General features: G+C 66.1%; 18 protein-coding genes. 3 read left to right on the plus strand and 15 right to left on the minus strand.

Annotated features, from left to right (window positions below):
- Window positions 1-24: 24 nt before the first annotated feature.
- The 11 genes from C0V75_RS03580 to C0V75_RS03630 form a co-directional block, all read right to left on the minus strand.
- Window positions 25-1,347, minus strand: coding sequence for a pitrilysin family protein (locus C0V75_RS03580; protein WP_101919502.1), 1,323 nt, complete (start codon window positions 1,345-1,347; stop codon window positions 25-27).
- A complete protein-coding gene (locus C0V75_RS03585) occupies window positions 1,344-2,681 on the minus strand; it encodes a pitrilysin family protein (RefSeq protein WP_101919503.1) in 1,338 nt (445 codons plus the stop codon). Before C0V75_RS03585 ends, C0V75_RS03580 begins: the two co-directional genes overlap by 4 nt.
- Before the next feature lie 93 nt (window positions 2,682-2,774).
- Window positions 2,775-3,314, minus strand: coding sequence for a DUF3035 domain-containing protein (locus tag C0V75_RS03590; protein WP_101919504.1), 540 nt, complete (start codon window positions 3,312-3,314; stop codon window positions 2,775-2,777).
- Window positions 3,315-3,366: 52 nt separating this feature from the next.
- Window positions 3,367-3,897 carry a signal peptidase II gene (lspA, locus tag C0V75_RS03595; protein WP_101919505.1) on the minus strand — a complete coding sequence of 177 codons (531 nt, stop codon included), beginning with the start codon at window positions 3,895-3,897 and terminating at the stop codon, window positions 3,367-3,369.
- 13 nt (window positions 3,898-3,910) lie between these two features.
- Window positions 3,911-5,497: a bifunctional phosphoribosylaminoimidazolecarboxamide formyltransferase/IMP cyclohydrolase gene (purH, locus tag C0V75_RS03600; RefSeq protein WP_101919506.1), complete on the minus strand. Its 1,587-nt coding sequence runs from the start codon at window positions 5,495-5,497 to the stop codon at window positions 3,911-3,913.
- A 21-nt stretch (window positions 5,498-5,518) separates the two neighbouring features.
- Window positions 5,519-7,243 (minus strand): heparinase II/III family protein, encoded by a 1,725-nt coding sequence (locus C0V75_RS03605; protein ID WP_101919507.1) that lies wholly within the window; start codon window positions 7,241-7,243, stop codon window positions 5,519-5,521.
- Window positions 7,244-7,342: 99 nt separating this feature from the next.
- Window positions 7,343-8,491, minus strand: coding sequence for a saccharopine dehydrogenase family protein (locus tag C0V75_RS03610; RefSeq protein WP_101919508.1), 1,149 nt, complete (start codon window positions 8,489-8,491; stop codon window positions 7,343-7,345).
- Window positions 8,492-8,579: 88 nt separating this feature from the next.
- Window positions 8,580-9,629: a saccharopine dehydrogenase gene (locus C0V75_RS03615; protein WP_101919509.1), complete on the minus strand. Its 1,050-nt coding sequence runs from the start codon at window positions 9,627-9,629 to the stop codon at window positions 8,580-8,582.
- A gap of 60 nt (window positions 9,630-9,689) precedes the next feature.
- Window positions 9,690-10,478, minus strand: coding sequence for an exodeoxyribonuclease III (locus tag C0V75_RS03620; RefSeq protein WP_101919510.1), 789 nt, complete (start codon window positions 10,476-10,478; stop codon window positions 9,690-9,692).
- A gap of 69 nt (window positions 10,479-10,547) precedes the next feature.
- Window positions 10,548-10,862, minus strand: coding sequence for a hypothetical protein (locus C0V75_RS03625; protein WP_101919511.1), 315 nt, complete (start codon window positions 10,860-10,862; stop codon window positions 10,548-10,550).
- Between the two features lie 419 nt (window positions 10,863-11,281).
- Entirely contained in the window at window positions 11,282-11,968 is a 687-nt protein-coding gene (locus C0V75_RS03630) for a response regulator transcription factor (protein WP_101919512.1), read from the minus strand.
- 168 nt (window positions 11,969-12,136) lie between these two features.
- Here C0V75_RS03630 and ribA point away from each other — a divergent pair, with 168 nt between their 5' ends.
- From ribA to C0V75_RS03645, 3 genes are read left to right on the plus strand one after another with little or no spacing between them, the layout of a single operon-like run.
- A complete protein-coding gene (gene ribA / locus C0V75_RS03635; RefSeq protein ID WP_101919513.1) occupies window positions 12,137-13,237 on the plus strand; it encodes a GTP cyclohydrolase II in 1,101 nt (366 codons plus the stop codon).
- 41 nt (window positions 13,238-13,278) lie between these two features.
- Window positions 13,279-13,743 (plus strand): L,D-transpeptidase, encoded by a 465-nt coding sequence (locus C0V75_RS03640; protein ID WP_101919894.1) that lies wholly within the window; start codon window positions 13,279-13,281, stop codon window positions 13,741-13,743.
- 57 nt (window positions 13,744-13,800) lie between these two features.
- On the plus strand, window positions 13,801-15,684 hold the full coding sequence (locus tag C0V75_RS03645) for an alpha-amylase family glycosyl hydrolase (RefSeq protein ID WP_101919514.1): 1,884 nt from the start codon (window positions 13,801-13,803) through the stop codon (window positions 15,682-15,684).
- A 27-nt stretch (window positions 15,685-15,711) separates the two neighbouring features.
- On the opposite strand, the gene C0V75_RS03650 is transcribed toward C0V75_RS03645, so the two are convergent.
- From C0V75_RS03650 to C0V75_RS03665, 4 genes are all read right to left on the minus strand, one after another.
- Complete coding sequence (locus C0V75_RS03650) at window positions 15,712-16,365, minus strand: YggS family pyridoxal phosphate-dependent enzyme (RefSeq protein ID WP_101919515.1); 654 nt, start codon at window positions 16,363-16,365, stop codon at window positions 15,712-15,714.
- A gap of 121 nt (window positions 16,366-16,486) precedes the next feature.
- The gene (locus C0V75_RS03655; protein WP_101919516.1) at window positions 16,487-17,452 is read right to left on the minus strand and encodes a porin; all 966 of its coding nucleotides are present in this window, start codon (window positions 17,450-17,452) and stop codon (window positions 16,487-16,489) included.
- Between the two features lie 210 nt (window positions 17,453-17,662).
- A complete protein-coding gene (locus C0V75_RS03660; protein WP_158241765.1) occupies window positions 17,663-19,846 on the minus strand; it encodes a tetratricopeptide repeat-containing sulfotransferase family protein in 2,184 nt (727 codons plus the stop codon).
- Window positions 19,847-19,984: 138 nt separating this feature from the next.
- The gene (locus C0V75_RS03665; protein ID WP_101919518.1) at window positions 19,985-20,947 is read right to left on the minus strand and encodes a porin; all 963 of its coding nucleotides are present in this window, start codon (window positions 20,945-20,947) and stop codon (window positions 19,985-19,987) included.
- Window positions 20,948-20,962 lie beyond the last annotated feature (15 nt).

Genomic DNA, 20,962 nt, shown 5'->3' on the forward strand with positions numbered 1-20,962 from the left:
GCGGGCGAGGCCACAGATTCGGCGCTACTCCGTCGCCGTCACACCCTGCGGTTCACCCACGATGACAAAGCGCAGCGCATCAGGCGTGTAGAGTTCGCGCGCCACGCGCTGCACATCTTCCATCGTGACCGCATCGACCTTCTGGTTGCGGGTCTTGGGGTAATCGGAGGGAAGGCCCATCATCTGCATGTTCACCATGATCGAGGCGAGCGGCCCGTTCCCGTCGAAGCGCAGCGGATAGGCGCCGGTGACATAGGTCTTGGTCGCCTGAAGCTCTGCCTCGGTCAGCCCGCCTTCGGCGATCTTGCGCCATTCCTCGCGGATCACCTCCACCGCCTCGGCCACGCGTTCATTGGCGACGGAGGTCTGGCCCATCATCACCTCGGCCTCGTCATAACCAACAAGCGAGGTGCCGATGCCATAGGTCAGGCCGCGCTTGGCGCGGACCTCGGTCATCAGGCGGGCGGAAAAGCGGCTGCCGCCCATCGCCTCGTTCAGGATGAGGGCGGGGAAATAGTCGGGGTCATCGGTGCGGATGCCGCCCTGACCGAAGAGGATCACCGATTGCGGGCCGGGGAAGGGTTCCACCGTGATGCCCCCGGTCAGCTTCAGATCGGCCTTGCCCGGCAGCGGCGCGCCGGTGGCGGGCAGATCGCCCAGAAGCGTGTCGAGCAGCGCCCCCAATTCCTCGGCCGAGATATCGCCTGCGGCGGCGACATAGAGCCGGTCGCGCGCCATGGTCGCGGCATGGACGGCGATCAGGTCATCGCGGGTCAGGGCGGGGACGGTATCCAGCGTGCCGTCGCTGTCGCGTTCATAGGGGTGATCCTCGAAGGCAAGATCACGGAAGATGCCGCTGGCGATGCTGTCGGGGTCCTTCTCATCGGAACGCAGGCCGGCGAGGACCTGACCGCGCACACGCTCCACCGCCTCGGGATCAAAGCGGGGCTCCTTGAGTGCCTTGCGCAGCAGCGCCACGGCCTGATCACGGTTTTCGGTCAGGAATTGCGCGGATACCGCCACCGTGTCGATATCCGACCGGAAACTGAACTGCGCGGCAAGATCGTCGCGCGCCTTGGCAAAGGCCTGGGCATCCAGATCGGCCGCGCCTTCTTCGAGAAGCGCGGTCATCAGGTTGACCGCGCCATCCTTGCCGGCGGGATCGAGCGAGGAGCCGCCGCGAAACCGGATTTCCAGCGCGGTGAAGGGGATGCCGGGTTCCTGCACCAGCCAGGCGGTGATGCCGCCGGGGGAGGTGACGGTCTGGATATCCACTGCCGCGCGGGCCGGCAGGGCAAGGGTCAGGGCCAGCAGGGCCAGCGACAGCAGGCGCAGGATCGGGGTCATTGGGCGGCCTCTTCACGCATCAGCCAGCCGGTCACGGCGCGGCGCTTGTCCAGAACCTCGGTCGCGGCGGCAACCACATCTTCGGCGGTGACGGATTTCAGGATGTCGGGCCAGTCCTTCACATCCTGAAGCGTCAGGCCGGTGGCCAGCGCCTCGCCATAGCGGCGGGCAAGGCCGTCGGAATCGTCGCGCGAATAGATATCGGCGGCACGGATCTGGGTCTTGATCCGTTCCAGATCGGCGGGATCGGGGCCCTTGGCGATGAAATCGGCGATGGCGGCATCCATCGCGGCCTCGGCATCGGCCAGCGTGGTGCCGGGGGTGGGCACGACGACAAGGCCGAAGGTCGTGTCATCGACGCTGGACCCGTCATAGAAGGCCGCCGTATAGACCGCCTTCTGCTGGTCGAATTGCAGCGCACGCGCCAGGACGGAGGTGGTGCCGCTGCCCCCCAGAAGCTCGGCCAGGATCGTCAGCGCGGCGGCTTTCTTCTGGTCGCCCGGATCGCGTTCGGGGGCGAGGTAGCTGCGCGAGATATAGGGTTCGGACACGCGCGGATCGGCCATGGTCAGCCGCCGTTCGGCCAGTTGCGGCGGTTCGGTCACGCGCTGGCGCGGCGCAAGGTCCGGCGCGGCGGGGATCGGGCCGTAATGCTTTTCGGCCAGGGCGCGCACCTCATCGGGCGTCACGTCGCCCGCCACCACAAGGATGGCGTTGTTCGGCGCGTAATGCGCACGGTAGAAATCCAGCGCATCTTCGCGGGTCAGCCCCTCCATCTCGTGCCGCCAGCCGATGATCGGCAGGCCATAGGGATGGTTGAGGTATTGCGCCGCCCGCATCTGTTCGGACAGCAGCGCGCCGGGGCTGGTATCGGTGCGCTGGTTGCGTTCCTCAAGGATCACGGAGCGTTCGGTATCCACCTGATCGGGCGCGATGGTGAGGTCGGCCATGCGGTCGGCCTCGATCTGCATCATCAGGTCAAGACGATCTGCGGCGACGCGCTGGAAATAGGCGGTGTAATCCCAACTGGTGAAGGCATTGTCGCTGCCCCCCTGCGCCTCGACGATATCCGAGAATTCGCCGGGGGCGATGTCGTCGGTGCCCTTGAACATCAGATGTTCCAGAAAATGCGCGATGCCCGACTTGCCTTCCGGTTCATCCGCCGAACCGACACGATACCAGACCATCTGCACCACGACCGGGGCGCGGTGATCCTCGATCACCACCACCTCCAGCCCGTTGTCGAGGGTGAACCCGGTAACCGCCTGTTCGGCCAGCGCCGGAGAGGCGGCAAGGAAAAGCGCCGCTAGGGCAAGACCGCGTAAATCGGGCATCGAACGCTCCGCTTGGCCCGGCGGACCGGGCATGATCTTCCGTCGGAAGGTGGGCCGGGACAGCGGCGGGTTCAACCCGCCCCTACGCGCTTGTTACTCTTCTTCGCCCGGCTGCGGCGGCGGGGCCGAAGGCGTGCGCACGCCCGCCTGACGCCAGCGCCACAATTCAGCATGCTGGTCCAGCGACTGTTCGGCATAGGCCTTGTAATAGACGTTCACGTTGAACAGCCGTTCCAGCAGACGACCGTCATTGTCGCGCCGGTATTCAAGGTCTTCGGCCGCCAGCGTTTCACGGATGCCCTGCGTCACGCCATAGCGGGCCGCATAGGCATAAAGCCCGCCATGCGCGCTGTTCACGCCCTGGGTCACGGCCGGGTTGCCGCCCAGGGCGGCCACGGCCTCGGCAGTGGGATTGCGGTCGGTGCGGTTGCCGCCGCCCGGCGTGGGTTCCGGCAGGGCGGCCAGGTCTTCGGGCATTTCCAGCGGCTTGGGCGGGATGATGCCGAATTCGTCCGGCCCGCCAGTGGTGGAGCGGACATTCATCAGCGAAGGCACGGTATCGCCATTGCCGCATGCCGCAAGCGTCATCACCGTCGCCAGAGCGATGGCGGGGAAACGCCGTGGTGCCTGCATGCCTGCCTCCGTCAACCGTCTTGCCCCGTCTTAGCGCATGTCGTGGCGCGCGTCACGGGGTCTTTCCCTTGCCACGGCCGGCCCTTGCCGACCCGCCCTTCGATCCGCCCTTTGCCGCACCATCCTTGCCGCCGGTGAAGAGGATCAGCCCGATGGCCCCGGCGAAGATGGAAATGTCGGCCACGTTGAAGGCATAGGGGTTTTCGATCCCGCAGCAGGACATGTTGAGGAAATCCGCCACCGCGCCATAGATCACGCGGTCGATCACATTGCCCAGCGCGCCCCCGACAAGAAGCCCCGCCGAAATCTGCGCCCAGCGCCCCGGCTCTTCGCGCCGGACCCAGAGCCAGACCCAGGTGGATATGGCCAGCGCGACCGCGATCAGCACCCAGCGCATGAAATCGGCATCATGGGCGAGAAGGCCGAAATTCACCCCCCGGTTCCACGCCATGCGGAAGGTCAGGAAGGGCGGCGCAACCTCGATCACCCCGCGTTCGATCAGGTTCAGGCCGTGGACGATGGCCACCTTGCTGACCTGATCCAGCGCGAAGATGATGGCGGCGGTGATGGTGGCTGTCTTCATCCCCTGCCCCCGATCAATGCCGGAAATGCCGCATGCCGGTGAAGACCATGGCCAGCCCCGCCGCATCGGCCGCTGCAATCACCTCGTCATCCCGCATGGAACCGCCAGGCTGGATGATGGCGGTGGCTCCGGCCTCGGCGGCGGCCATGAGGCCATCGGCGAAGGGGAAGAAGGCATCCGAGGCCACGACGGACCCATGCGTCAGGGGCATGGGCAGACCCAGCGCCTCGGCCATGTCCTGCGCCTTGCGGGCGGCGATGCGGGTGCTGTCGATCCGGCTCATCTGTCCGGCGCCGACGCCCACGGTCGCGCCATCCTTCACATAGATGATGGCGTTGGATTTCACATGCTTGGCCACTTTCCAGGCGAAAAGCAGATCGGCAAGCTCTGCCTCGGTCGGGGCGCGCTTTGTCACAACCTTCAGGTCCGAGGGGCGCAGGAGACCGGCATCCCGGTCCTGCGCGAGAAAGCCGCCCGCCACCTGCTTGAAGGCCAGACCCTTCGCCTTCGGATCGGGAAGGGCGGCGGTGGTCAGCAGGCGCAGGTTCTTTTTCGCGGCGAAGATCGCCTTCGCCTCGTCCGAGGCGCCGGGAGCAATGACGACTTCGGTGAAGATTTCGGTGATCCGCTCTGCCGTCGCGGCATCCAGCGGCTGGTTCAGCGCGACGATGCCCCCGAAGGCCGAGGTGCGGTCGCAGTCATAGGCGCGGGCATAGGCCTCGGCCAGACTGGCCCCGGTGGCCACGCCGCAGGGATTGGCGTGCTTGATGATCGCGCAGGCGGGGGCGGCGCCGGCAAATTCTGCCACCAGTTCGAAGGCGGCGTCGGTGTCGTTGATATTGTTGTAAGACAGTTCCTTGCCCTGCCATTGCCGCGCGGTGGCCACGCCTTCGCGGCGCGACCCATCGGTGTAGAAGGCCGCGCCCTGATGCGGGTTCTCGCCATAGCGCAGACCTTGCGCCAGCTTGCCCGCAAAGGCGCGATAGCGCGGCGCAGTCTCGCCGATTTCGCCGGCAAGCCAGCCCGAGACGGCGGCATCATATGCGGCGGTGCGGGAATAGGCGGTCAGCGCCATCTTCTGCCGGAAGGCCATGGTGGTGGCCCCGTCATGCGCGGCAAGCTGGTCGAGCAGCGGCTGGTAATCCGCCGGATCGGTGATGACAGTGACGAAACGGTGGTTCTTCGACGCCGCACGGATCATGGCGGGACCGCCGATGTCGATGTTCTCGATGCAGGTGGCGTGATCGGCCCCCTTCGCCACTGTCTCCTCGAACGGGTAAAGGTTCACGATCAGAAGGTCGATCGGTTCGATCCCATGCGCCGCCATGGCCAGCAGATGTTCATCATCATCCCGCAGTGCCAGAAGCGCGCCATGCACATTCGGGTGCAGCGTCTTGACCCTTCCATCCATCATTTCCGGGAAACCCGTCACGTCCGACACGTCGCGCACCGTCAGCCCTGCGGTGCGCAGCATGCCCGAGGTGCCGCCGGTGGAGATCAGCTCCACCCCCCGCGCGGCAAGGGCGCGGGCCAGATCGAGAAGGCCGGACTTGTCGGAAACCGAGATCAGCGCGCGTCCGATGGGAACGAGGTTGGGCATGGCAGATCCCCTTGCAAAAGGTCAGACCGGAACCGACGCATCCTCGCGGTCCAGATCGCGGATGGCGAGCGGAGTATCCTGTGCCTTGGCCAAGGTCCAGCCGATCCGCAGTTCAAAGCCTTCGACCGGCGCGGAAAGGACGATCTGCCGCGTGGCGCGGGGCTGAAGGCGCCCTTTTTCCAGGTAAACTGACGGATCAAGCGTCATCTGCGCGACGCCGTCATGGCGGAAGACCCAGATTTCTCCGGATTTCAGGGCCATCGACACGGCATTGCCGCCCATGTCCAGCCGCGCATCCACATCCGGATGCAGATGGAAGCGGATGGAGACGTTCACCCCCTCGGGCCGCTGGGCGCGCAGCGCCTGCAACCGTTTCTGGTCAGAGGCGGCATGGACGAAGACCATGTCCGTCCCCGTCAGGCGGCGGCCATGCGAATCCAGCGTCAGGATGCGGGAATGGATCAGGCCATGGCTGGCCCGCCAGCCATCCTGCGCGGCCGAAACCGTCTGGCCGTTGTGATCGGCGGTCTGCTGAAGGCTGATGACCGCCGCCCGCGCGGCGAAATCGTCGCTGCCCTTGCCAAGCCGCGACGAGGAAGAACCGTCGATGGACAGGGTGGAATGCGAGGCGGTGGCGCGTCCGGCCAGCGCCCAATCCTCGCCGAAGGGGCGGCCGGAGCCGCAGCTTGCGATCAGCGGGCGGCGACCGGAGGTCAGTTCGAAGGCGAGGGTGGAGGCATGGGCCTCGCCCCCGGCCCGGCCATGCGGCGGGGCGGCGGCATCCAGGATGACGGTGGACCGGCCCGAGGCCAGGCGGACATAGCCCATGGCCGGCAGGCCGGGCGGCGCGGCCCCCCGCACGCCGGACGCGGCCAGCGCCGCATCCAGCCGCCCTTCGATCCCCCGCCCGCCGCCATGGAACCGCGCCAGCCCGCCATCGGCATGGCGCAGGGCCCGCAGGGTGGGCGCGATCCGGCCGATGGCCACCGAAACATCGAGCGGCACCTCGCGCCCCGCCTCTTGCAGCGCCTGCACCGCCCAGTTGAGAAGGGTCAGCACATCCAGCAATTCCTCGGGGTTGCGGGTGGGAATGGCCCCGCCCGCGTCGATCTGGCCGCGGCAATCGCGGGCCAGCGCCGCCACCGCGGCCTTCACCAGCGCGGCCTTCCCCTCCAGCGCCAGCCCCGCGACGATCAGGCCAGTCAGCGCCTCGAAGCGCGGCAGGCCGGGGGCGGCGCGCATCCAGCGGCGGGCGAGGAAATGGGTCTGCACCGTGACGGCACGGAAATAGGCGTCGGACCGTGCCTTGTCCTGCCCTTGCAACAGCAGGACGGCATGGTTGATCCAGCGGATCAGGCGCCGCCCCGTCAGGTCGGGCGTCCAGCCCGGGCCCTGCCCCGCGCCGAAACGGTCGATCCAGCCATAGGTCCAGTCCTGCGCCCGGCGGCGCGCCGTCGCATCGCCCACGGCCGCCAGATCATCCAGCCAGACGAAGCCCTGCAATTCGGCGGCAAAAGCCGCGTCCGGCGCGGCAATGTCCCAGAGCGCGGTGTTGGGGGCCTGCACGAGCTTGCCCGCAAACAGGAAATTGCCCGCCACAAGCTGCCGCCCACGCGCGAAAAGGCCGATGGAGCGCGGTTCGGGCTGCGACCGGAAGGCCGTTGCCCTGCGCGCGAGCCCCGCCCGCCAGACGGCGAAACGGTTGCTCAGCACCCTTGTCGGTCTGTCACCGATGATGACGGCCATGCCTCGCCCGTATCCTGCTGCCCGCCCGGTTCCTGCCCCGGGTCTTGATCACCATTCTATCCGCGCGCGGGGCTTTCTGTCACGTCACAAGCGCGGCGTTCAGCGACCTGCCACGTGATCGACACGTTCCAGATATTGGGCCAGGCTGCGGATCTGACCCATCCACTTGTCGATCAGCTTCGGATCATGCGGCGCGGCATGGACGCCTGCCGGAATCTCGCGCGCAAGAACCGATTCGACGGCAAAGGAGACAGGCACCGAAACCAGCCGCGCCATCGCCGTGCCGCGCGCATCGCCCCAGGCATCCATCGCCCATTCCTCGTGCCAGACCGCCCGCCCGTCGCGTTCCGCCTTTAGCGAGACGAACAGGACCACGCGGTCGGGTTCGCCTTCGTCATAGGAGTTTTCGGCCCAGAACTGCGCCGCCATCTCGGCCAGACGGGCATCGCCCGCGGGGCCTTCCAGCGTCTCGATCTCGCGGAACACCGGCCCCCAGGCCTCGGCCCAGCCGTTCAGCCGGATCGTGCCGCGCACGAAATCCTTCACCGTCCAGTCGGGATCAAAGCGGTAATCCTGCATGAAAGGATAGCTGTCGCGGTTGGGATAGACCTCAAAGCTTTCGGGCGTCGGCAGCGGCGCGTCATAGGCGGTGATCGCATCCCAGGGACGGTTCACCCGCAACTCGCTGAAGTTCCGCAAGGACCGCGACGGCGACCGCAGCGCCTTGAGCACGCCGAGTGGCGACCAACTGAATTTGTAGCGGAAGGGGTTCGCGATCTTCGGCACCCCGCCGCAATAGGAGGTGAAGGAGAGGACGTTCTTCGCGTCATAGGCCGCCGAGGCGCGATAGCGCGCCACAAGGTCATGCGCCATCAGATGGTCGATGCCGGGGTCGAGCCCCACCTCGTTGACGGAACACAGGCCCTTTTCACGGAAAGCCGCGTCCAGCGCGCGCATTTCCGGCGCGATATAAGAGGAGGAGACGAAATGCGCCCCCTTGGCCAGGCAAGCCTTGGCGATGCCGACATGCTGATCCGCGGGCAGCATGGAGATGGCCAGATCGCCGGGTTGCAGCACGGCGGTCAGCGCCTCGAGGCTGTAGGGGCGGATGTCCTGCGTCAGGTCGCCCACCGCCTCGCGCGCCTTTTCGACAGTGCGGTTCCACACCACCACCTTGTGGCCGGCCTCGATCATCCGCCGCAGCCCCGGCACCGAGGACAGCCCCGTTCCGCACCAATGGATCGTCATCTCTTCATCCTCCCGCGCGGGGCGCCTGCCCCGCAAAAATCTTCGAAGATTTTTGCAAATTCCTTGAGTGGAATTTGTTCCCCAAGCGTCACAGCCCCGCGATATGCCGGTCGTATTCCGCCTTCGCCCGCTCCCAGACGCCCGCCGACAGGTCGGTCAGCGTCAGAAGGCTGGGCAAAAGCTGGCCTGCGTAATCCTCGCTGCTTTCCACCGGCAGGAGCGAGGGCAGGTTGTCGATCGCCGTCACGTCAAGCGGGGGGTGATCGGCCACGCGCAGCGCGGGGGCCTGCCAATCCGTCGCGCGGTCATAGACCTTGATGGGCGAGAAGTCAGAGGTCGGATCGCAGGCGATATCCCCGATCACCGTCAGCTTGCGCGGGGCGGTCTTGGCGGTTGCAGGCACGAAGACCGGGCAGCCGGGGCGCGCGAGGATGCAGTTGAGGAAGATTTCGTGCTCCAGCACCTGCGGGAACGGGCCGCCGCTGGCGGTTTCGGCCATGTCCCATTTCGTCACCGCCATGCCCATCTGGGTGCAAAGGTCCGCAGCCCCCGTTCCCACCCGGCCCAGCGCGCCGATGATGATGGCGCGGGGGCGGGAGAGTCCGGCCATGTCCCGTTCCAGATCGGCGATCAGCGCAGCGCGGCCGGGATATTTGGCCACCGGCCCCGCGATGCCCCCCCGCTGCTGCGCCGCCCAGCATTTCAGGCTGACCGCCGCCCCGGCAAAGCCCGCCCAATAGCCGAAGGCCGCGACACGGCGGCCCGTCTCATCCACCAGATATTCCAGATCGTAAAGCGTGCCGCCCCCGGCCTTGAACCGCTTCAGCAATTCGCGCCCCGCAGGCTGCCCCTTGTAGGCATGGCCGAACATGATGTGGCGATGGGTCAGGGGCGTGCCATCCTCGGGCAGTTCCTTCAGCCCGAAGATGATCGCGTCCTGCGGCGCCTCGGGCCAGAGGTTTTCCTCCGCGATCTCGCAGCCCGCCGCACGATAGCCCTCGATGGGGATGGCACGGACGGAAGAGGCTTCCACCGTCACCCGCAGGCCCGCCCTGACCAGCGCAGCGGCACCCTCCGGGGTGAGACCCACCCTTTCCTCATTGGGGCGCTGCTCCGCCCGGACCCAAAGATGCGTCATCCGCCGCCCCCCGTGATTGCGCCCGCAGACCTATCAGATCGGACGGCGGGGAAAAGGGGATCAGAGATCGAAGCTGGCGAAGACCGGCACATGGTCGGAGGGCTGTTCCCAGCCCCGGCAGGGGCGCAGGATGCGGCTGCCATGGCCCGCATTGGAAATGTCGGCCGTGGCCCAGATGTGATCCAGCCTGCGGCCCTTGTCCGCCGCATCCCAATCCGCCGCGCGGTAGGACCACCAAGAATAAAGCAGACCTTCCGGGATGTCCTGCCGTGTGATGTCCACCCAGCCGCCCGCCTCCTGCGCCTCGCCCAGATGTTCCACCTCGATGGGCGTATGGCTGACGATCTTCAAAAGCTGCTTGTGCGACCAGACGTCATCCTCGCGCGGGGCGATGTTCAGGTCGCCGACGAGGATGGATTTCGCGGGTTTCCCGCCCCGGAAATGATCCCGCAGATGGGTGAGGTAATCCAGCTTCTGGCCGAACTTCTCATTCTCGGCGCGGTCGGGAATGTCGCCCCCGGCAGGGACATAGCAATTGTGGATGGTTACCCCGTTCTCCAGCCGTGCCGCGACGTGGCGGGCTTGGCCGAGCCCGGCGAAATCCTCTGACCCTGCATCTTCAAGGGGCAGCTTCGACAGGATCGCCACGCCGTTGTACCCCTTCTGCCCCCGCGCCACCATGTGGGTGTAGCCCAGCGCCGCGAAGGTCTCGACCGGGATCTTCTCCACCGGGCTCTTGCACTCCTGAAGGCAGAGGATATCGGGCGCCTCGTCACGCAGAAGCCGCGCCACCAGACCTTCGCGCAGGCGGACGGAATTTATGTTCCAGGTGGCAAGGGTGAAGGGCATCGCAGGCTCCGGCAATGGGGACGGCAGACCCTAGGGCCGACCGTCCCGAGGCTCAAGCCCGGCGCTGGATCAATCGCTGATCGTGAAGGTGTTCAGGTCGCAGAGGTTCTGCGTCTGCGCCGCCTCGATCCCGTCTTCGGTGACGAAGCGCAGGTCGTAATCGCAGACATCCAGCCCATCCGCGATGGTGATGTCGCCCGACATGCCGGGTGACACGGCATCGACGGTCAGGATGTTTTCCCCCCACATCTCTTCCCCCACGGGCGAGACGTTCATCTCGATGATCGTGTAGGAACTGTCGTTGATCAGGGTGAAGATCAGGTCTTCGGCAAGGGCCGGGGTGGCGGCGCACAGGAGGGCGGCGGCCGCGACGGGGATACGCATGGAACACTCCACTGGAACACACCGCCGGAAACAGGGCGGCGCGTCTTTCTAGACGAGGTTCGACCCGGTGCCAAAACCTATCGCGACATGGGGGATCGTCGGCGGCCCGGAAAAAAATGCCCGGGCAAAGCGCGCCCGGGCGTCCAGTCCAACAGGGAGGTGCAACCCCGCAGGGATGCATAGAAAGGAACGGCACGTCCTGCCGTTGCGTAAATCGACAATCCGGCGCGTCTGGTTCCGTATCGGAAACAGTTGCGCAGCCCGGCTTGCGGGGCAGAAAAAAAGGCCGGGCATTGCGCCCGGCCAAGTCCAACAGGGAGGATGCCGTGTCATGACCCCGACACGGCGAGGGGAACCCGTGATGCGATCAAGCTCGCATGAAGGTGTAAATAGGTAGTGAATCCGGCGACAATAAGACCTCAGGCCACCAATCTGTATCCGCCGCTTTCGGTGACCAGCAGACGGGCATTCGACGGATCGGGTTCGATCTTCTGCCGCAACCGGTAGATGTGGGTTTCCAGCGTGTGGGTGGTCACCCCGGCATTGTAACCCCAGACCTCATGCAGCAGCACGTCGCGGGCCACAACGCCTTGTTGCGCGCGATAAAGGAACTTCAGGATATTGGTTTCCTTTTCCGTCAGGCGGATCTTCTTTTCCTTTTCGTCCACCAGCATCTTCTGCGCGGGCTTGAAGGTGTAGGGACCAAGCTGGAAGATCGCATCCTCGGATTGCTCGTGCTGACGAAGCTGCGCCCTGATGCGCGCAAGCAACACCGGGAACTTGAAAGGCTTCGTCACATAGTCGTTCGCCCCGGCATCGAGGCCCAGAATGGTGTCGGCATCCGAATCATGCCCGGTCAGCATCAGGATCGGGCATTTCACCCCCGCCTTGCGCATCCGGCGGCACAGCTCGCGCCCGTCGGTATCCGGCAGACCCACGTCGAGGATGACAAGATCGTAGAGACCGATCTTCGCCTTCTCCATCCCTTCGGCGCCAGTGCGCGCTTCGAAGACGTCGAAATCCTCGGTCATCACCAGTTGTTCGCTCAGCGCCTCGCGCAGATCGTCGTCGTCATCGACCAGCAGGATCTTCCTCAGGGTGGCCATCGCAACCTCCGTCCGTCTTGTGCGGCATGTCCGTCGGGCAACACATTGGCGAGACGGGGCTTTCCGGCAAGAATTGCAACGATGGCCTCACGCGGTCGTGTCGTGCTGCGAGGGAATGTTTCACTTTTCCCGCAGCGCGACCTAGATAGTGCGGCAAAGGACCCTGCCATGACCCGACCCGCCCCCCTCGCCCCTTCCCCCATCGAACGGCTGGCCCGCGCCCGCGGCGACCTGCGCATGGGCGTTCCCGTGGTGATGACGGGGGATGGCCGCGCCATGCTGGTGGTCGCGGTCGAGGCGCTGGAGCCGGACCGTCTGGCCGCCCTGCGCGCCCTGGGCCAGCCGGAACTGGCCCTCACCGCGCGGCGGGCCGAGACGTTGAAGACCCCCGCCTATGACGGCGACATCGCCCGCATCCTTGTTCCCGACGGGATGGGGGTGGAGTGGCTGCGCGCGCTGGCCGATCCGGCGGATGATTTGCGCGTACCGCTGAAAGGCCCGCTGCGCAGCCTGCGCGACGGGTCTTCGGACCTGCACCGCGCGGCGCTGCATCTGGTGAAATCCGCGCATCTGCTGCCTGCGGCGCTGCTGGTGCCTGTGGCGCATGGGTTGGCGCTGGCCGAAGAGAACGCCCTTACCCTGCTGCCTCTGGCCGAGATCGCGCCGGAACTGGCGCGCATGTCGCCCCTGCATCCGGTGGTGAATGCGCGCCTGCCGATGCAGGCCGCGCAGGCGGGGCGCGTGCATATCTTCCGCCCGGAAGACGGTGGAGAAGAACATTACGCCATCGAGATCGGCAAGCCCGAGCGCAGCCTGCCCGTGCTGGCCCGACTGCACTCCGCCTGCTTCACGGGCGACGTTCTGGGCAGCCTGAAATGCGACTGCGGTCCCCAGTTGCGCGCGGCGCTGGCGCAGATGGGCGAGGAAGGGGCGGGGGTCCTTCTCTATCTCAATCAGGAAGGGCGGGGGATCGGCCTTGCCAACAAGATGCGCGCCTATTCCTTGCAGGATCAGGGGTTCGATACGGTGGAGGCCAACCACCGCCTTGGCTTCGAGGATGACGAACGCGATTTCCGCATCGGCGCGGGCATCCTGCGGAAGATGGGCTTTGCCTCGGTCCGGCTGCTGACAAACAACCCGCGCAAGATGGCGATGATGGAATCCTGCGGCGTGGCGGTGACGGAACGCGTGCCGCTGAAGGTGGGCAAGACCACGGAGAATGCCGCCTATCTGGCGACCAAGGCCGCGAAATCCGGGCATCTGCTGTGAAGCCGTCCGATCTGGTCGTGGGCCGATGGGGCGCGCGCTTCATGGGGCGGACTTTCCCCTGTTCCATCGGGCGCGGCGGCATCCTGCCCGCGCGGGCGAAACGGGAAGGCGACGGGGCCACGCCCGCCGGGGTGCACCGTTTCGTGGGCATGCTCTACCGCCCCGACCGTTTGTCGGCAGCGGACTTGCCGGATTGGGCGTTGCCCTTCGGCCCGTCGGACCTGTGGTCCGACGATCCGCGCGACCCGGATTACAACCTGATGGTCCGCGCGCCACATGGCTGGTCGCATGAACGGCTGACGCGGCCCGATCCGATCTATGACCTGATCCTTCTGACCGACTGGAATTGGCCGCAGGCCGAACCGGGGCGGGGTTCGGCGATCTTCGTCCATACATGGCGGCGGCCGCGCCGGGCCACGGCGGGCTGCGTCGCCTTCGCCCGCGCCGACCTGATCTGGATCGCGAACCGCATCCGGCATGAAAGCCGCCTTGTGATCCGCGGCTGAATCCGCTTTCCAAACCGCTTTGGAGACCCTAATGTTGCCCCGACAGGGGAGGACATCATGGCCCGCACGCCATCTTCGGATGACGATATCTTTGACCTGCGCCTTGCCCGCAGCGCGCCGGACCTCTGGCCGATGCTGGACGCGCTCTATGGTGCGCGGGCGGATTATGCCGCCTTCCGCGACCGCCTGCTCAAGGCGATGCGCAAGGCCTGGGCCGACCGCGCGCCCGATCTGAAACGGCTGGACCTGCAACGCGATCTGGAACCCGACTGGTTCCAGCGGCCCGATATGGCGGGCTATGTCTTCTACATCGACCGTTTTGCCGGCACCCTGCCCAAGGTTCTGGAAAAGCTGGATTATCTTCAGGACCTTGGGGTGAATTACGTCCATTTCATGCCCTGCCTGAAGCCCCGCCCGGGCGACAGCGACGGCGGCTATTCGGTGATGGACTACCGCGCCATCAACCCCGCCTATGGCACCATGGCGGATTTCGAGGCGGTGACGGCAGAACTGCGCAAGCGCGGGATTTCCGTCTGCATCGACCTGGTGCTGAACCACACCGCCAAGGAACATGCTTGGGCAAAGAAGGCCGCCAAGGGCGATGCGACCTATCAGGACTATTACCTGATGTTCGACACGCCCGACCTTCCAAAGCGCTATGAGGAAACGCTGGTCGAGGTCTTTCCCGACAACGCGCCCGGCAATTTCACCCATTACCCGGATTTCGGCAAATGGGTCTGGACGACCTTCAACGAACATCAGTGGGACCTGAACTGGGCCAATCCGCAGGTGTTTCTGGAGATCGCAGAGATCATGCTCTTCCTCGCCAATCGCGGCGTGGATGTGCTGCGCCTGGATGCCGTCGCCTTCATGTGGAAACGGATGGGCACCCGCTGCCAGTCGGAACCCGAGGTGCATATGCTGCTTCAGGCGTTGCGGGCCGTCTGCCGGATCGCCTGTCCCGCCGTGATCCATCTGGAAGAGGCCATCGTCGCGCCGGCCGAAATGCTCCCGTATCTGGGGCGCGGCAGGCATGACGGCAAGGAAGGCAACCTTGCCTATCACAACTCCCTCATGGTGCAGTTCTGGTCGTCGCTGGCCACGCGCGACACGCGGCTGATGACCCATGTGATGGGCACGCATTTCCCCGACCGGCTGACCAATGCGACCTATGCCACCTATATCCGCTGCCATGACGATATCGGCTGGGCCGTGACGGATGAGGATGCGGCAGCGCTGAACCTGTCGGGCCCCGCCCATCGCGCCTTCCTGTCGGATTTCTACGACGGCACCTTCCCCGGCAGCTTTGCCCGTGGTGCCCTGTTCCAGGTGAACCCGGCGACGGGGGACAAGCGCATTTCGGGCAGCTTTGCCGCGCTGGCGGGGCTGGAACGGGCCGAGGCGACGGGGGATGTGGCGGGGGCGGAACTGGCGGTGCAGCGCATCCTGATGGGCCATGCGCTGATCGCGGCCTGGGGCGGCATCCCCCTGATCTATATGGGCGACGAATTGGCGCTGCTGAACGATCACGGCTATCTGGACGTGCCGGAACATGCGCATGACAGCCGCTGGATCCACCGGCCCCGGATGGATTGGGCGGTGGCCGAGACGCGGCATGCCGGGCTGACCCATGCCTCGCGCGTCTGGCTGGGGCTGCGGCACATCCTGGCCCGGCGGCGGGCCACGGCGGCGCTGCATGCCGCCCATCCGATCCGCGTGGTGGCTTGCGAAAGCGCGCAGGTCTTCGCCTTCCGCCGCGACGCGCCGACCGGCACGCTGCTCTGCCTGTTCAACTTCGCCGAAAGCTGGGCCCATGTGCCCGAGGCCTGGGCGCGGGCCCAGGGCGCGACGCGGCTGTGGGACGAGCTATCGAACCACCCGGTCGAGACGCATCACGGCAACATCGTGTTGCCGCCCTATGCGCGGGTCTGGCTGGCGTAGGATGGGCAGTATTGCCCACCCTACATATCAGGCATAGCTCCGCGCGCCGAAGATCGCCGATCCCACCCGTACATGGGTGGCCCCTGCTGCAACGGCGGCTTCGAAATCCCCGCTCATCCCCATGGACAGGCCCGCAAGGCCATTCCGCGCCGCCATCCCGGCCAGCGCCGCGAAATGCGGGGTGCTGTCTTCGCCTTCCGGCGGGATGCACATCAGGCCTGCGATGGGCAGGTCCATGCCCCGGCAAGTGACAAGAAAGGCATCCACCTCGGCGGGCAGGACGCCCGCCTTCTGCGGCTCTTCCCCCGTGTTCACCTGCACGAAAAGCTGCGGGCAGCGCCCGCGCTCCTGCGCAAGACGCGCCAGCTTCTCGGCCAGCGAGGGCCGGTCCACCGTATGGATCGCGTCGAACAGGTCCACCGCGACCTTGGCCTTGTTCGTCTGCAAGGGGCCGATCATGTGCAGCTCCACCTTGCCGAACTGCGCGCGCAGGTCCGGCCATTTCCCCGCCGCCTCTTGCACGTAATTCTCGCCAAACACCCGGTGGCCCTGTTCCAGCACCGCCACCACCCGCTCCAGCGGCTGCACCTTGGACACGGCGATCAGGGTGACAGACCCTGCCGCCCGCCCCGCCGCCGCCTCGGCCGCCCGCAGCTTCGTGCCGATCTCTGCCAGACCCATCCCGCCCTCCGATACAGTGTCGCGCCCTGTGAATCATAGCGCGGCGCAGAGGGGAAGCGAGGAATGGAAAATGGGGGCGGGCCAAAGGCCCGCCCCCAGGTCTTGCCGATCCGGGAGAGGATCAGAACGAAAGGCCGAGGCCGATCGAGTACTGCTGCTGTGCGCCCGGCGTGACGCCGTCCACATCATTGCCGAAGCCGGCCATCACGACGGCACCGCCGCCCAGGTCGTAGTTGACGGCCAGACCGTAGGATTCGACATCAACGCCGACTTCCGGGTCGATCAGGCCATAGTTGGCATGCAGAGACAGCGCGCCCGTCTTGTAGGTCACGCCCACGCCGAGGGCCGACTCGTCATTCCCGGCCCCGTCGAGCGAGGTGTCGGTGTAGCCGATGCTGCCGGAGAAGCCGCCAGCCAGTTCCGCGCCGACCGACAGACCCCAGACATCGCCATTCGTCGTGCCGTCCGAACCGGACTGGTAGGCGATGCCGAAGCGCAGGGCCGTGCCGGACAGATCGGTCGAATAGGTCGCACCGATGCCGATATTGTCATCCAGCGTGCCGACAGCCGAGGAACCGTTGTCGGCCTGCTCCATCGAGATGGCCACGCCGAATTCGCCGAAGGAGTATTCGTAGCGGACGACCTGGTTGTCCTGCGAGGCGTCGAAGCCGCTCGCCGCGAAATAGGCGACGTGGGTGGTGTGGTCATCACCCAGCGAGGTGAGCGCGCCCGCATCCTGCACGGCCCAGTCCAGCGCGCCGTCGGTGTCGCCCATCGTCAGCTTGCCGAAGGCGCCCGAAACGAAGACGGTGGTGCCGTCATCGTCACCCAGATCGACATCCGTCTCGTCCAGGTCGATCACGGCGCCGAAGGACAGGCCGCCATCGGTTTCACCAGACATGGTGAACTTCACTTCGACATCCTGATGGAAGGTCAGGTCGCCCGGCAGCACGCCCAGCGTCGCTGCGGTGGCGGCGCTTTCCGACGACAGGATCCCGATTTCGGCCGAACCCGACACTGCGACTTCGGCAGCGGCAAACCCGGCGGTGCCAGCCAGCATGGTGGTCGCCAGCAGTACCTTTTTCATTGGTATTCTCCTTACTAGGTAATGAACCGATGGCGGGAACCTACTCCTGCCAAGACATGATGATAAAGTGTTATGGATGGGAACATTATGATTAACAATGGTTAACGATGCATTCCCGCCACAGTGATGCCACAGACTGGCGCCGCAGCGGCCCACAGCAGGGCGGGCTGAACGCAGAAAAACCTTTCTGTTTCTTGCGTTTACCGCCGGTCAGTCGGGCAAAAGCCCGCGCGCGCGCAGCACGTCGATCATCGGCGCAAGCTCTGCCTCATAGCGCTGCCAGGCCTTGACCGACCCGCCGGATATGGGCTGACGCACCTGATACACGCTGAGCGTGTCCACCTTGCGCTTGTTTTCATGGAAGTTCAGGCAGGCATCCTGCCAGTCCAGCCCGCAGGCGGCGATCAAGCGGCGCGATTCCGTTTCCGGATCGGCGACCAGGGTTTCATAGGTGATCTCGGTGAACCAGTCGGGGGTTTCGGTCCGCCAGAACTCCACCATCTCCACGAAGGTGGCGTAATGCTCCGCCAGATCGCGCAGGTCATAGGCGTAAAGATGCGTCCCTTCCGGGAAGCGGTTCTTGTAGATCGACAGGAGCGTGTCGCGCGGATCGCGGCGCACCACCATGATCCGGGCTTCGGGCAGCGCCAGTTTCACAAGTCCGATATACATGTAGGTCGTGATCGACTTGTCGGTGATGATGTCCGCGCCGGGGAATCGGTCGGCCATCACCCGCAGGAAATCATGGCCCAGCGCGGCGATCTCGGGCGCGGGGATGTCGCGCAGGCGGCGCATCTCGTCATAGCGGTCGGGGCGCGCGAAAATCAGCTTCTGGCAGGCCGATTGCAGCAGCGCCACCTCGCCCGCCCCCGTCACGCGGGAATGGCTGGCGATGATCTGTTCCACCAGCGTCGTCCCCGACCGGGGCATCCCGGTGACAAAGATCGGCGCCCCCGTGCTGGCGCCGTCGATGCGGGTTCCCGCCCAGTCGAAGCCGCGCATCGCCTCCTGCACCGCCGCCACTTCGGCCCGGCGCGACGCCATGTCGAAGGGAAACAGCTTGCGCACCAGATCGTTGCCCTGCCGGATATAGGGAAAGGCGGCGACATGGTCCTTCTGATCCTCCAGCGCCTTGCCCAGCGCGAAGGCAAAGGACAGGCGCGACCTGTCGGGCAGGTCCGGCAGCGCCATCGCCGCCTGCATCTGGCCGACGATGGGATCGCCCGGCCTGACCTTGTAGCCAAGGATGAAGCTGCGGAAGAGATCACCGTCGGTGGGGGCCAGCGCCAGCGCCCGGCGGAAGGCCTCATCCGCCGCGGCAAAGTCGCCCGCCGTCTGCAACAGGCTCGCCTTGCGGGTCAGGGCGATCACATGGTCGGGCCGCAGCTCCAGCACCCGGTCGATCAGGACCGCCGCCTCGGCATCGCGGTTCACATGGGTATAGACCTGCGCCAGAAGGACCAGCGCCTCGGTCGATTGCCGGTTCGACAGGGCCGCGGCACGTTCCAGCACGGTCACGGCGCGGTCATGTTCGCGCAGGAGCGTCAGCGTATTGCCCAGCGCCACCAGCGCTGGAACGGATTTCGGATGGGCGGCGACGGCGCGTTCGGCAAAGGGCAGGGCGCGCAGGGCCAGCATCTGCTGGTTCAGCAAGGCCGCATAGCGCACCAGCGCCTGTTCCAGATCGGGCGCGCGGGCGATGGCGGCGCGATAGGCCCGCTGCGCCTCTTCCACCTTCTCCTGCCGCCGCCATTCATTGGCCTCGTTCAGCCAGGCCTCGGCATAGAACGGGTCGATCTTCTGCGCCATCCGAAGCGCGGCGATGGCCGGCCCCCCCTGCCCCATCCCGCTCAGCAGGCTGCCCATCATGTTGTGCAGCACCGCGTGCTTGGGATGTTTCGCCAGCAGCGCCGCCACAGCCTTCTGCGCGGGACCAAAGGCCCCTTCGGCGATCTGCCGGGACGCCTGCGCCAGAACCGGCGCGGGAAGCCCCGTCGTATCGGGGCGCGAGGCGCGACGCTGCGCCCCGAACCGGTCCTGCAAACGGATGCGCAGGGCGGGCGGGAGTTGCGAGGTCTTCACCGCCTCCAGAAACACCTTCTCGGCCGCCACCTGCCCGGACAGCGCCACCAGATCGGCCCAGGTCGCCCAGACCACCGGCTCCGCCGGTTTCAGCCGCGCCGCCGCCGCGGCATGGTCCAGCGCGCGGTCGAACATGTCGAAATCGCCGAAGATCCGCGCCGCCTGCCACAGGGGTTCGGCCAGGCCCGGATTGGCGTCAATGATCCGGCCGAAAAGGGGCAGCGCCGCATCGGGCTGGCCGGCCGCCAGTTTCGCCATGCCATCGGCATAAAGCGACTTGATCTCGGCGGCGGAAAGCGGGGCGGTCGTCATGGCGGCAGGGGCCTTTGCAGCAGCGTCAGGGGATCGCCTGCCCTTACCGCGCAAGGGGCCGGAAGTCGAGCGAGGCGCCGAAATGGAAAAGAGCGGGCAATCGCCCGCTCTTCCCATCAGATCAAGACTTGCGTCAGATCAGAACGACAGGCCGAGGCCGATCGAGTACTGGTTCTGGTCGCCAGCAGCGTTGTCCACGTCCGAACCGTAGCCGGCCATCACAACCGCGCCACCGCCCAGATCGTAGTTCACAGCCAGACCGAAGGAGTCGGTCGAAGCGCCAACTTCCGGGTCGATCTCGCCGTAGTTGGCGTGCAGCGACAGAGCGCCGGTCGTGTAGGTCACGCCCAGGCCAACGTGCGAGGAGTCGTTGCCGACGCCATCGAGCGAGGTGTCGGTGTAGCCGATGACGCCCGAGAAGCCGCCAGCGAATTCAGCCGAAGCCGACACACCCCAGACGTCGCCGTTGGTGGTGCCGTTCGAGCCCGACTGATAGCCGAGGCCGAAGCGCAGCGCGGTGCCGCCCATGTCCATCGAGTAGGTCGCACCGATGCCGACGTTGTCGTCCAGCGTGCCGACAGCCGACGAACCGTTGTCAGCCTGCTCGAGCGACAGAGCCACGCCGAAGTCGCCGAACGAGTACTCGTAGCGAACGACCTGGTTGTCCTGCGAGGCGTCGAAGCCGCCAGCAGCGAAGTAGGCCACGTGGGTGGTGTGGTCGTCGCCCATCGAGGTCAGCGAGCCAGCGTCAGCAACGGCCCAGTCCAGAGCGCCGTCGGTGTCGCCCATCGTCAGGGTGCCGAAGGCGCCCGAAACGAACACGGTGGTGCCATCGTCATCGCCGAGGTCGACGTTGGTTTCGTCGAGGTCGATCTTGGCGCCGAAGGACAGGCCGCCATCGGTTTCGCCCGACATCGTGAAGGTCACTTCAACGTCCTGATGGAAGGTCAGGTCGCCGGCAGTGTTGCCCAGAGCGGTGGTCGCAGCAGCGTTCTCGGTCGACAGAACACCGATTTCAGCGTAGCCCGAAACTGCCACTTCGGCAGCAGCGAAACCAGCGGTGCCAGCCAGCATCGTGGTCGCAAGAAGAATCTTTTTCATCGTTTTCCCTCGTTG

This window comes from Tabrizicola sp. TH137 (assembly GCF_002855575.1).
GTDB lineage: Bacteria > Pseudomonadota > Alphaproteobacteria > Rhodobacterales > Rhodobacteraceae > Paragemmobacter.